The 12,365-nt window shown below is 67.9% G+C and carries 12 protein-coding genes; 10 read left to right on the top strand and 2 right to left on the bottom strand.

Translation table 11 applies throughout. The annotated features are described in order from the left end of the window. The first annotated feature begins 77 nt into the window (after positions 1-77). Genes WIX39_RS29120 through WIX39_RS29105 form a run of 4 tightly spaced genes read left to right on the top strand, consistent with a single transcriptional unit; the run spans position 78 to position 4,236 of the window. Positions 78-1,037, top strand: coding sequence for a Bug family tripartite tricarboxylate transporter substrate binding protein (locus WIX39_RS29120; RefSeq protein ID WP_409196635.1), 960 nt, complete (start codon positions 78-80; stop codon positions 1,035-1,037). Further along, the gene (locus tag WIX39_RS29115) at positions 1,038-1,796 is read left to right on the top strand and encodes an SDR family NAD(P)-dependent oxidoreductase (RefSeq protein WP_409196634.1); all 759 of its coding nucleotides are present in this window, start codon (positions 1,038-1,040) and stop codon (positions 1,794-1,796) included. A gap of 23 nt (positions 1,797-1,819) precedes the next feature. Further along, on the top strand, positions 1,820-2,986 hold the full coding sequence (locus tag WIX39_RS29110; RefSeq protein ID WP_409196633.1) for an acyl-CoA dehydrogenase family protein: 1,167 nt from the start codon (positions 1,820-1,822) through the stop codon (positions 2,984-2,986). A 38-nt stretch (positions 2,987-3,024) separates the two neighbouring features. Continuing rightward, the gene (locus WIX39_RS29105) at positions 3,025-4,236 is read left to right on the top strand and encodes a CaiB/BaiF CoA transferase family protein (protein WP_409196632.1); all 1,212 of its coding nucleotides are present in this window, start codon (positions 3,025-3,027) and stop codon (positions 4,234-4,236) included. A gap of 27 nt (positions 4,237-4,263) precedes the next feature. Here WIX39_RS29105 and WIX39_RS29100 read toward each other — a convergent pair whose 3' ends face one another. Next, a complete protein-coding gene (locus WIX39_RS29100) occupies positions 4,264-5,226 on the bottom strand; it encodes a Bug family tripartite tricarboxylate transporter substrate binding protein (protein ID WP_285411245.1) in 963 nt (320 codons plus the stop codon). Positions 5,227-5,364: 138 nt separating this feature from the next. On the opposite strand from WIX39_RS29100, the gene WIX39_RS29095 reads away from it, so the two are divergent. After that, positions 5,365-6,246, top strand: coding sequence for an SMP-30/gluconolactonase/LRE family protein (locus tag WIX39_RS29095; RefSeq protein WP_409196631.1), 882 nt, complete (start codon positions 5,365-5,367; stop codon positions 6,244-6,246). Here WIX39_RS29095 and WIX39_RS29090 read toward each other — a convergent pair. Then, positions 6,243-7,178 (bottom strand): LysR family transcriptional regulator, encoded by a 936-nt coding sequence (locus WIX39_RS29090; protein ID WP_234383057.1) that lies wholly within the window; start codon positions 7,176-7,178, stop codon positions 6,243-6,245. The two genes, WIX39_RS29095 and WIX39_RS29090, sit on opposite strands and share 4 nt — an antisense overlap. 75 nt (positions 7,179-7,253) lie before the next feature. Here WIX39_RS29090 and WIX39_RS29085 point away from each other — a divergent pair, with 75 nt between their 5' ends. Genes WIX39_RS29085 through WIX39_RS29065 form a run of 5 tightly spaced genes read left to right on the top strand, consistent with a single transcriptional unit; the run spans position 7,254 to position 12,365 of the window. Further along, entirely contained in the window at positions 7,254-8,345 is a 1,092-nt protein-coding gene (locus WIX39_RS29085) for an LLM class flavin-dependent oxidoreductase (RefSeq protein ID WP_081267615.1), read from the top strand. Positions 8,346-8,366: 21 nt separating this feature from the next. After that, positions 8,367-9,302 (top strand): flavin reductase family protein, encoded by a 936-nt coding sequence (locus tag WIX39_RS29080; protein ID WP_081267616.1) that lies wholly within the window; start codon positions 8,367-8,369, stop codon positions 9,300-9,302. Positions 9,303-9,330: 28 nt separating this feature from the next. Then, positions 9,331-10,491 (top strand): acyl-CoA dehydrogenase family protein, encoded by a 1,161-nt coding sequence (locus tag WIX39_RS29075; protein WP_081267617.1) that lies wholly within the window; start codon positions 9,331-9,333, stop codon positions 10,489-10,491. A gap of 3 nt (positions 10,492-10,494) precedes the next feature. Next, positions 10,495-11,607: an acyl-CoA dehydrogenase family protein gene (locus WIX39_RS29070; RefSeq protein WP_409196630.1), complete on the top strand. Its 1,113-nt coding sequence runs from the start codon at positions 10,495-10,497 to the stop codon at positions 11,605-11,607. After that, complete coding sequence (locus WIX39_RS29065) at positions 11,604-12,365, top strand: enoyl-CoA hydratase/isomerase family protein (protein WP_081267619.1); 762 nt, start codon at positions 11,604-11,606, stop codon at positions 12,363-12,365. The genes WIX39_RS29070 and WIX39_RS29065 overlap by 4 nt, the downstream gene beginning before the upstream one ends.

Genomic DNA, 12,365 nt, shown 5'->3' with positions numbered 1-12,365 from the left:
GCCTTGATGCATGCCGCGAAGCGTGCGCTCCTAAACTGGGAAAAAAAGCATTCCGCATCCCATTCAGGAGACATCCCATGCCAGTCCGGAAGCGCCTTGGCGGCTTTCTGCTCGGTCTCGTCCTCGCCGTCGGTGGGGCGCAGGCCCAACAACCCTTGCGCATCGTCGTTCCCTTCGCGGCCGGCGGCGGAACCGATCAGTACGCGCGGCTGCTGGCCTCCGAACTCACCAGCCGCGGCACCCAGACGATCGTGGAGAACAAGCCGGGCGCCAGCGGCATCGTGGCGGCGGGCAACGTGGCGCGTTCCAAGCCCGACGGCACCACGTTGCTGATGAGTTCGCTGAGCATCCTGGCCAGCCACACCGTGATGTACGACAAGCTGCCCTACGACCCGGTGACCAGCTTCACGCCGGTCACGCAGATCGCCTACCAGCCGACCATCATCGTGGGGCGCTCGGACCTGCCCTACAAGAACATCAAGGAAATGGTGGCCTATGCCAAGGCGCATCCGGACAAGATCAACCGCGGCTCGCCGGGCGCATCCATCCTGACCAACCTGGCGCCGCTGGCCTTCGAGAGCATGGCGGGCATCCGCACGATGCACATTCCCTTCAATGGTGATTCGCCCGGCCTGCAGGCCATGCTCGGCAGCCAGATCGACATCCAGGGAACCTCCATCACCGGCCCGCTGCAGCATGTCAAGGCGGGCAAGATGCGCGTGCTGGGCGTGATGGACGTCAAGCGTCTGCCCCAGGTGCCCGATGCGCCCACCTTCAAGGAGCAGGGCTACGACATCGAGGCGCTGCTGTGGTACGCGCTTTCCGCACCCGCCGCCACGCCCAAGGACATCGTCGACAAGCTCAACCGCGCGGTCAACCAGGTGCTGGTCGATCCCGCCTTCATCGCGCGCGCGCAGGCCATAGGGATGGAGCCGCGAGGCGGCACGCCGCAGGCGCTGGCCGACTACGTGAAGGCCGAGACGCAGCGCTGGATCCCGCTGCTGCAGCGCCTGGACCTGCCCAAGCAGGGGCACTGAATGAGCCCCTTGTTCGACGACACCGTGGCCCTGGTCAGCGGTGCGAGCCAGGGCATCGGCTTCGCGATTGCCACCCGCCTGCTCGAGGCGGGCTGCCGTGTGGCACTGACAGACCTCGACGCCGACAGCACCCGGGAAGCGGCCCGTCGCACAGGCCACGCGGCGGACCGCGTCCGGCCCTATGCGCTGGACGTGCGCGATGCCGTGCAATGCGAAGCCGTGGTCGCCGATCTGCAGGAAGCCTGGGGCCCCGTGGGCGTGCTCGTGAACAACGCGGGGGTGAGCGGCCGCAGCGCCGTCTTCGAGGCACAGGCACTCTCGCAGGACATCGACCACGTGATGGCGGTGAACGTCAAGGGCGTGCTCAACCTGTCCGTGGCCTGCACACGGGGCCTGCACCGGACCCGTGGCGCCATCGTCAACGTGGCATCCATCACCTCGCTGGTGGCGACCTCGGCGCACATCGCCTACGGCGCCTCCAAGGGGGCCGTCGCCCAGCTGACCAAGTTCCTGGCGCGAGACTTCGGGCCGCACGGCGTGCGCGTCAACGCCGTCGCACCCGGACTGGTGATGACGCCCATGACCGCCCACATCGCGGATGACGCCGAACGCCGCGAGCGGATGGTGCGTCGTACATATCTGCGCCGCGCGGCGGATCCGCAGGACATCGCGGGGCCCGTGGTGTTCCTGGCTTCGGAGCAGGCGCGCTACGTCACCGGCACCATCCTGCCGGTGGATGGCGGCTACACAGCCAACTGATGCCTTCATTGCGGGAAGAACACATGATCCGAGATCCCTCTGCATTCGACGAAACCCTGGCCGCCTTGCGGCGCTATGTGCGGGAGCAGCTGATTCCACGCGAGGCGGAGGTCGAGCAGCGGGACGAGGTTCCGGCCGACCTCGTCGACGACATGGCGGCGCGCGGCTTCTTCGGCTGGTCCATTCCGCAGGAATGGAACGGCGCCGGAATGACGACCGAAGAACTGGTGCTTGCCGCGATGGAGCTGTCCCAGGCCTCGGTCGCGTTCCGGGCGCGGGTGGGCACGAACACCGGCATCGGCTCCGAGGCGCTGGTGGCCGACGGCACGCAGCAGCAGAAGGCCCGCTACCTGCCGCTGCTGGCCAGCGGCGCCTTGACCGGCGCGTTCGCATTGACGGAGCCCGATGCCGGCTCGGATGCGACCGCGCTGAAGACGAGCGCCGCACGCGACGGCGAGCACTACGTGCTCAACGGAACCAAGTGCTTCATCACCAATGCGCCGATCGCGGGGCTGTTCACCGTGCTGGCGCGCACCGATCCGCAGGACCGCTCCGCCCGTGGCATCTCGGCCTTCCTGGTCGAGCGCGGCACGCCCGGGCTTTCGACGGGAGAGGCCTACCGCAAGATGGGGCAGGCCGGATCGCCCGTGTCCGAGGTGCTTCTGAGCGACTGCCGCGTGCCGGCCGACCGCCTCATCGGCGGCGTGGAGGGCATGGGTTTCAAGACGGCGATGAAGGTGCTCAACAAGCAGCGCATCCACCTGGCGGCGCTGTGCACGGGCCCGGCCATCCGCATGCTGGATGAAGCCGTCGCCTGGACCTGCGAGCGCCGCCAGTTCGGCCAGCCGGTGGCCGGCTTCCAGCTGGTGCAGGCCCTGATCGCCGACTGCCAGACCGAAATCCAGGCGGCGCGCGCGCTGATCCTGCAGACCGCGCGCCAGCGCGACGCCGGCGAGGACGTGACCATGCAGGCGTCGATCTGCAAGTACTTCGCCTCGGAGATGTGCGGGCGCGTGGCGGACCGCTGCGTGCAGATGCTGGGCGGCACGGGCTTCATCCAGGGCCATCCGGTCGAGCGCTTCTACCGCGACGTCCGGCTGTTCCGCCTCTACGAAGGCACGAGCCAGATCCATCAACTGAACATTGCCAGGCGCACCATCGCGGCGGCGGGCTACCGCCTGGGCGACTGAGCGAGCGGTATCAAAAAAGCAAGATCCGGGAATATCGAATGAACCACTCTTCTTCCATGCAGCCGCTTGCCGGCGTGCGTGTGCTGGACCTCTCCAGGGTCATGGCGGGCCCGCTGTGCGGCATGGCGCTGGCCGACCTGGGCGCCGACGTGATCAAGGTCGAGCACCCGGAGCGCGGCGACGACACGCGGGACTGGGGCGTGCGCATCGGCAGCCACAACACGTCCTACTTCAACAGCTGCAACCGCAACAAGCGCTCGATCTGCGTGGACCTGCAGGACAAGGACGGGCAGGAACTCGTGCGCAAGCTCGCGGCGCAGTGCGACGTGGTCATCCAGAACTTCAAGTACGGCGGCGCGCAGAAGATGGGGCTGGGCTATGAAGACCTGCGCAGCATCAACCCGGAGATCATCTACTGCTCGATTTCGGGCTATTCGGTGCTGAGCGACGAGAAGGCGCGCCCGGGCTACGACCTCGTGATCCAGGGCGAGACCGGCTTGATGGCCATGAATGGCGAAGAAGGGCAGGGGCCGCTGAAGTTCGGCATTGCCGCGGTTGACATGTTCACCGGCATGTACTCGGCCCAGGCCATCCTGGCCGTGCTGTACGAGCGCACGCGCACCGGCCAAGGCCGCCACATCCAGATGTCGCTGTACGACAGCGGGATGATGATCACGTCCTACTACGGGCTGACCGCCTGGCTCAACCGGGGGGATCCGGCGAAGTTCGGCAACTCGCATCCGTCGATCGTGCCGTACGGCGTGTTCGAGGCCGCGGACGGACCGCTGGTGATAGCGGTCGGAAACAACGGCCAGTTCAAAAAGTTCTGCGACGAGGTGATCTTCTGCCCGGAACTGCCTGTCGATCCGAAGTTCGCCACCAACACCGAACGCTCCAGGCACCGGCACGAACTGCTGCCCATACTGCTCGGCAAGATCGGGCGGTTCTCGCGCGCCGATCTCATCGGCCGCATGAACAAGGCCGGCATTCCCTGCGGCGAGGTGCTCGGCCTCTACGAGGCGTTGCAGTCGGAGCGCACGGCGCAGACGCAGGTCTGGCACAGCTTCGAGGACACGCAGGCGGGAGCGCAGGCCGTCCACGCGCCGCCCTACATCATCGACGGCGCGCGCGCCGGTGTGCGCCATCCGCCGCCGCACCTGGGGGAGCACACGGCCGAAGTGCTGCGCGAGCTGCTCGACATGGGCGAGGCGCAGCTCGAAGCCCTGGGCAGCAGGAGCATCATCAAGTAAGCGGGCAGGGCCCGAGGGCCCTGCCGCTTACTGCGCCTGCTTGGGCAGGTTGAGGCTTTGCAGCAGCGGAACCCAGCGGTCCGCCTCGGCCTTGATGAACTTGCCCAGTTCTTCGGGTGTGCCGCCCTGGGGCTCCATGCCGATCGCATGGGCCCGGGCCACGAACTCGGGGTCGGCGATCACCTTGTTCACGGCCTTGTTCAGGCGGTCGATCGCCGGCTTGGGCGTGCCGGCAGGCACCGAAAGGGAATACCAGAGCCTGGCTTCCATGTCGAAGCCCTGCTCCTTGAAGGTGGGCGCATCGGGCACCTGCGGCAGGCGCTGCGAGTCCATCACGCCCAGCACGCGCAACTTGCCCGACTTCACATAGGGCAGCGATCCGGTGATGGAGGTGCCGTGGATGTCGATCTGGTTGCCCAGCAGGGCCTGGAGCGCAGGGGCGTCGCCGTTGAACGGAATGTGCAGGGTGCTGAAGCCCTGTTCCTTCTCGAAGGCGAGGGGAGCCAGGTTCGTCAGGATCGCCGCCCCCGGCGAACCGCGGTTGATCTTGCCCGGGTTCTGCTTGGCGTAGGCCACCATTTCCTTGATGTTCTTGTACGGCAGGTCGGTGCGGCCCACGACGATGGCGGGTTGGTAGGCGATCTGCGTGACCGGCGAGAAATCCTTCGCGGGGTCGTAGGGCAACTTGTCGTAGAGAACGCTGTTGTTCGCGAGCGTGCCGAGCGAGGACACGAGCACCGTCTGTCCGTCCGGCTTCGCGCGGGCGACGTAGTCGGCCGCGAGGATGCCGCTGGCGCCGGGCTTGTTCTCGATGATGACGTTGAGCCCCTGCTTGTTGAGCTCCTGGGCCAGGATGCGGCAGTACTGGTCGGTGCCGCCGCCGGCTGCGAAGGGCACGACGATGCGGGTCACCTGCTGTGCGAGGGCCAGGGTGGGGGCGATGGCGCAGGCACACAGTGCCAGCCCCATGACGAGTTTGCGATAGCTCATTTTGTCTCCAGCTTCGGTCCGGATCCGGACTCTCGAATCAGTCTAGATGGCCGCCCGGCGTGTTGATCGGCAGGGAATGAAAAGCAGCTTTGCGTGATCCGCAGCCGGGAGCCCCCGGCCCGCCCACACACTTGGCCGATGACCGTGAAGATCACCAGAGTCGGGACGACCAAGGATCAATTGGGCGAGAGCCCCTGCTGGGATGCCGACGCCCAGGCCCTGACCTGGATCGACGCACTGCCCGGCACGCTCTGGAGGCTGCCCCTGGAGGCCGTGCAGGCCGAACGTCACCAGCTGCCCGCGCCCGTGGGCTCGATCGCGCCTTGCCGCAGCGCGGCCGTCGTGGTGGCGCTGCGCAAAAGCTTCGCGCGCTATGACTTCGCCACGCGCAGGCTGGAGCACCTGGCCGGCATTCCCGTGGACCATCCGAAGGTACGCTTCAACGACGGCAAATGCGATGCGGCCGGCAACTTCCTGGCGGGCACCATGCACATCGACCGCCAGGCCGGCGAGCCCGTGCTGGGCGGGCTCTACCGGCTGCGCACCGACTGCCGCGTGGAACAACTGGCCGACGACATCGGCTTTGCCAACGGGCCTTGCTTCAGCCCTGACGGCGCCGTGCTGTACCTGGCCGACAGCCTGGAGCGGATCATCTGGGCCTACGACTACGACCCGGACGGTCCCCTGCGCAACAAGCGCGTCTTTGCTCGCACGCAGGCCTTCGACTCCGGTCCCGACGGCGCAACGACCGATTCGCAAGGGTTTCTCTGGACCGTGCTGACCCGCGCCGCCAGGCTGGCGCGCTATGCGCCGGACGGCGAACTGGACCGCGTGATCGAGCTGCCGGTGAGCTATCCGACGAGCATCTGCTTTGGCGGACCGCGCCTCGAACACCTGTACCTCACGAGCATTTCGCGCAGCACGCGGCTGGAGGGCACGCTGGCGCAGGACGGCGGCCTGTTCCAGCTCGAGGGTCTTCCCGCGGCGGGACGACTGCCCCATCACTTCGGAGATTGCTAGCCGGTCTCGCTTCTCATCGCGTCCGCCACGTAGTCCACGAAGGCCCGCACCTTCAGCGGAAGCACACGGCTTTGCCGGAAGACGGCGAAGATGCCGTTCGAGAAGGCCCGCACCGCGAATCGGTATTCGGGCAGCAGCCGCACCAGGGCGCCTTCGCGCAAGTCGTCCCGAACGGTGGCCTCGGACAGCAGCGCCACGCCCATGCCGCCGATGGCGGCCAGCCGCAGCACCTCGCCGTTGTTGGCGCTCAGCACGCCCTGGATGAGCAGCTCCTGCTGCTCTCCGGCCTGGTCGATGTACTTCCAGGTGGTGATCTCGCGGTCGCGCCGATAGGTGAGGCAGCGCACCTGCGGCAAGTCGGAGGGATGCCGGATGCGGGAGTAGGTCTTCAGGAAGGCCGGGCTGGCCACCAGCACCTCGTCGCTCGACAGCAGCCGCTTGATGACGAATCCCGAATCGTTGGACTCACCGGTGCGGATGTCGACATCGAAGTCCTGGTCCACCAGGTTGATCGGATGCTCCGAGAGTTCCAGCTCGACTCGGATGTCCGGATAGAGCTCCGCGAAACGCGGCAGCAGCGGTGCCAGCACCCGCAGGGCGATGTGTGTCCGGGAGTGCACGCGCAGGCGGCCTTCCGGCCGTTCGCGCGCGCTGTGCACGGCCTGCTCGGCCTCGTTCATGAGCTCCAGCATCGCCTCGGCCCGTTCCAGGAAGGCCTGGCCCGCTTCGGTCACCTTGAGGTTGCGGCTGGTGCGGTCCACCAGCTGCACGCCCAGTTCTTCTTCCATCGCACTGATGCGCCGCGAGATGGTCGCCGGCGAAAGACTGAGGCTGCGGGCCGCGGCCGAGAGGCTCCCCTTGCGCTGGGTGGCGACAAAGATGCGCAGCGAATCGAGCGCTTTCATTTCGAAAGACGCAAAGAAGCTGTGCATGCGCTGGTGATCCAGCGAGGGCTCGTGTTCCTACGATTGGCCTCGATCAGAACCAGCCAACCAGGAGCAACAGCGATGGACTTCGGAATCTTCATTTTGATGCAGCAACGGAACAAGCATAAGACGTCCCACCAGATTCTGCGCGACGCCGTCGAGCAGACGCGCCTGGCGGACGAACTGGGCTTCGGTGCCGCTTGGTACGCCGAGCACCACTTCAGCAACTACGGCATGTGCTCGTCGCCGCTGACCATGATCGCGCACTGCGCCGCGGTCACGCGCAACATCCGCCTGGGGACGGGCATTGTCGTCGCTCCGCTGTACACGCCGGCGCGCCTGATCGCGGACGTGGCGATGGTCGACCAGCTGTCCAACGGCCGCCTGAACCTGGGCATCGGCTCTGGCTACCAGCACTTCGAGTTCGAGCGCTTCGGCGTGTCGCTGGAGTCGGCCAAGGGCCGCACCTTCGAGATGCTCGACATGCTCGAAGCCGGCCTGCGGCAGCCCAAGTTCAGCTATGACGGCGAGTACTACCAGCAGCCCATGAGCGCGATCAGCCAGCGCGCGGTGCAGCGGCCGATGCCGCCGATGTGGATCACCAGCGTCGACCCGGCCTTCCTGTCGCGCGCCGTGAAGTCCGGTCACCACGTGTTCGTCTCCGGCGGCGACGGCGGGCTGGAGAAGCTGGCGAGCACCCGTGGCCTCATCGACAAGGTGGCCGCGGCCGAGGGCAAGGACCCCGCGGGCGTGCAGGTCGGCCTGCTGCGCGCGGCCTTTGCGAGCAACGACAAGGCCGAGGTGGAAAGCTACCTCGAGTGCGCGCGCTACCAGCGCCGCATCGCCGTCAGCCTGAAGCGCCGCACCGCGCAGATCGCCGACGACTACCAGGTCGAGGAAGGCATCGTCGAAGGCGAACCCTCGCTGGACGAGATGCGCGCGCTGCTGCCCGTGGGCGACATCGACACCGTGATCGAACGCGTGGTCAACGAGATCCGCACGCTCAAGCCGGTGCACTACTGCTTCCAGACCCAGATGGGCGACTTCGACCACCCGACCATGCTGCGCCAGCTCGAGGTGTGGGGCAAGGTCATCATTCCGACGGTGCAGCAGGAGATCGCCAACGATCCGCCGCACCGGCCGGCGGCCAAGGCCGAACTCGCAGCGGCCTGAGCCCGCGTGCCTGGAGACGCCATGTCCGAAGCCGCCGAAGGCATCCGCTCCCTCATCGAGCCTGCCCAGTTCCGCCAGCTGCTCGGTTGCTTTCCGACCGGCGTGGCCGTCATCACCACGCGCGCACCCGACGGGCAGCCCGCGGGCCTGACCTGCAACTCGTTCAGCTCGGTGTCGCTGGATCCGCCGCTGGTGCTGTTCAGCCTGCGCAATGCCAGCCGCCTGCTGTCCACCTTCCAGGCTGCGGACGGCTTTGCCATCAACATCCTGTCCGAGCAGCAGGACGCGCTGTCGGGCCGCTTCGCGTCGAGCAAGATCGAGGACAAGTTCGACGGCGTGCCCTGGCGCGCCGGCTCGCTGGGCATGCCGTTGATCGACGACTGCCTGGTGGGCTTCGAGTGCAGCGTGCATGCCGCGCACGAGGCGGGCGACCACACCATCTTCATCGGCGAGGTGCGCCACCTGAGCGCCGGGGCGTCCGAGCAGGCGCTGGTGTTCTACAAGGGCGCCTACATGAAGCTGGCTGAGTCGCTGCGCAAGCTGGTCGTGGAAGGGCGGCTGGGAGACGCCGACATCGACGAGGCCTACCGCACGCTCTACGGCACGCTGCTGCGCCTGGCCAGCGAACGCGCCACCGAGGCCGAGCTGGACGCGGTGCACGAGGCCGCCGACACCATCGAGGCGCACCCCGACGACGCACCGCTGAAGGAGCGCATTGCCTCCGCCAGCGCGTTCTTCGCCTCGATCGCGGCCGCAGGCCACAACGAGGCGCTGACGCTGATGGCGCAGACCATGACCAGCGTGCTGCGCGAGCGCATGACGCACGTGCTCTCGGTGCGTCCGCGACCCGACCTTTTTCCGCTGCGCCGCAAGGTGGCGCACAACCTGCGCCGGCGCGATGCCGACGGCGCCGCGGCCGCCCTGGACGAGCTGATCACGCAGTTGCGCAGGGGCTGAGCCTTTCCGTCATTCCACAGGAGACAAGATGTCCATCGACTACGCCGGCTTCCGGCGCGAACTCGAATCGTTCGCGCGCGATGCCTGCCCACCCGAGATCCGCGCCGTCGTCGCGGCCGGGCAGAAGATCACCAAGCGCGAGTACCAGGCCTGGCAGAAGATCCTCGCCACCCGTGGCTGGGGCGCGCCGAGCTGGCCGGTCGAAGCCGGCGGCACCGGATGGGACATCCGCCAGCGCCTCATCTTCGAGGAGGTGATGGCCGAGAACGACTGTCCGCCTCTCTATCACCACGGGCTGGGCCACATCGGCCCGGTGATCATCCGTTTCGGCACGCCCGAGCAGAAAGCCCGGTTCCTGCCGCGCATCCTCGACGGCTCGGACTGGTGGTGCCAGGGCTATTCGGAGCCGGGCTCGGGCTCCGACCTGGCCTCGCTGTCGACCAGTGCGCGGCTCGACGGCGGCGAGTGGGTCGTCAACGGCCAGAAGATCTGGACCTCGCATGCGCACGAGGCCAGCATGATCTACATGCTGGTTCGCACCTCGAAGGAGGCGAAGAAGCAGGAAGGCATCTCGCTGCTGCTGGTGCCCATGGACAGCCCGGGAATCACCGTGCGCCCCATCAAGACCATCGACGGCTGGCACCACCTGAATGAGGTGTTCTTCGACGAAGTGCGCGTGCGGGCCGACAACCTCGTGGGCGAGGTCGGCAAGGGCTGGACCTGCGCGAAGTTCCTGCTCGAGCGCGAACGCCTGCCGCCGGCCAACGTGGCGCGGCTGGAGCTCATGCGCCGCCAGGTCACGCAACTGGTCGAGGAGGCGAGCCGCGCCGCCGCGGGCCGGCGCGACTTCGGCGGGCTGCACCACAAGCTGTTGCTGTGCGAGGCCGACGTGAAAGGCGCGCGCGTGATGATGGCGCAGGCCACCGACGACCTGATCCACCAGCGCCCGCTGGGCGTGCAGCCCTCCGTCATCAAGATGACCTGCGCCGACGTCGCGCAGCGGCTGACGACCATCGCGCTGGACGCGGTCGGCCCCGATGCGGCCCATCGCTTCCTTGCCGATGCGGGGGATGACGTGCCCGACGCCACCTGGATACAGAACTACATGTTCACGCGCGCCCGCACCATCGCCGGCGGCACCTCCGAGGTGCAGCGCAACGTCGTCGCCAACGAACTGCTGGGAGCCTGAGCCATGTCCACATCCTTCCCATCGCTCTTTCCCGGCATGCTGCTGGATTCGGCGAGCCGCTATGCCCAGGATCACGCGGACCGGGCGCTGCAGGGCGACCCCGTGCGCGAACTGGGCTGGACGGCCACCCTCGTGCCCGAGGAGGCCGGCGGCGTCGGCGGCAGCCTGAGCGATCTCGCGTCCATCGTCGAGGGGCTGGCCACGCATGGCCTGCAGCTTCCGGTGGTCGAGACCTGCGCCGTCGTGCCGCTGCTGCTGCAGGCCGCGGGTGCAGAGACGGCCGGGCGCTGGCTGGAGGCCGTGGCCGAGGGCAGCGCGCAGGTGGCGCCGCTGACCGCGCTGTCCGGCATGCCCGACGACACCGCCCTGGCGGCCCGGCACCTGGACATCGGCTACGAGCTGAGCGGCACGGTGCAGGGCGTCGACGTCACGCTGCCTGCCTCGCACTACCTCGTGCCCGCGCGGGTCGATGGCGAGGACGCCATCTTCCTGGTCGACGCCGAGCGCGTCGGCGCACCGAAGGCCCGCTACAGGACCATGGAGGGCCGCGAGGGCGCGGACTTCGTGCTGCAGGGGCTCGCCGTGCCCGAGGGCGCGTGCATCGCGCGTGGCGCTGCCGCCCGCGAGGCGCTGGAGAAAGCCACCGATGCCGCCTTGCTGCTGACCGCCGCCGACACGGTGGCCGCGATGGCCACGCTCATCCGCCAGACCGTCAGTCACCTGAAGGAGCGGCGCCAGTTCGGCGTGGCGCTTTCCACTTTCCAGGTGCTGCGCCATCGCGTGGCCGACATGTACGTGAAGTACCTGGGCGCCAAGGGCCTGGTGATCCATTGCTTCCACGAACACGAGCAGCACGCGGCCGGCCTGCGCCGCACGCTGCGCCTGGCCAAGGTGTCGCTGGCCGAGTCGGCGCGCGCCTGCGCCGAATCGGCCATCCAGATGCACGGCGGCATGGGCGTGAGCGAGGAGGTGCTGGCCACCCGCACCGCGCAGCGCCTCATCGCCTCGGAGTTCCGCTACGGCGACCGGCTCCTGCATGTCGCCCGGTTGCTGGCGCCGCAGGCGTGCGCCACGCCGACTGCTTCTCTTTCCAACCAAACCGGGAGTGTGCGATGAGCATCAATCTGGAAGTTTCCGACCACATCGCCGTCATCCGGCTAGACAAGCCGCCGGTCAATGCGCTCGACCGCGCCACCCGCCGCCGCCTGATCGAGATCTTCGACGAGGTGTCCGAGCGCGCCGACGTGCGCGTGGCGATCCTCACGGGCACCGGCAAGTTCTTCTGCTCCGGCGCGGACCTCAAGGACCGCCCCGACGCCGGGAAGGCGGGCGACTTTCTCGACCACAACCGCTGGACGCGCGAGACCGGCAACGCCATCCGCGAATGCGCCAAGCCGGTGATCGCCGCGGTCAACGGTCCCGCGCTGGGGGCGGGCTTCGGCCTCATGGCCGCCTGCGACATCTTCCTGGCGAGCGACGACGCCACTTTCGCCATGCCGGAGATCAACGTGGGGCTCGCGGGCGGTGTCTCGATGCTCAGGACCATGTTCGGGCGTTCGTTCACGCGCCGCATGTTCTTCACCGGCATGAAGGTGTCCGCGGCCGAGCTGTACCGCCGTGGCGTGCTCGACGAGGTGGTGCCCGCCGGGGAGCTGATGCCGCTGGCCATGGAGATCGCGCAGGAGATCGCCTCCAAGGCACCGATGGCCGTGGCCTATGCCAAGCAGGCCGCCAACATGATGGACCTGATGCCGCAGCGCGACGGCTACCGCTTCGAGCAGAACATCACCATGGCCCTGTCGCGGACCGAGGATGCGCAGGAGGCCCGCAAGGCCTTCCTGGAGAAGCGCAAGCCTGTCTACAAGGGGCGCTGA

Source organism: Variovorax sp. AB1(2024), assembly GCF_037482385.2.
GTDB lineage: Bacteria > Pseudomonadota > Gammaproteobacteria > Burkholderiales > Burkholderiaceae_C > Variovorax.
Note: the sequence above shows the minus strand (reverse complement) of the source record. Positions and strands in the feature narration are given on the sequence as shown.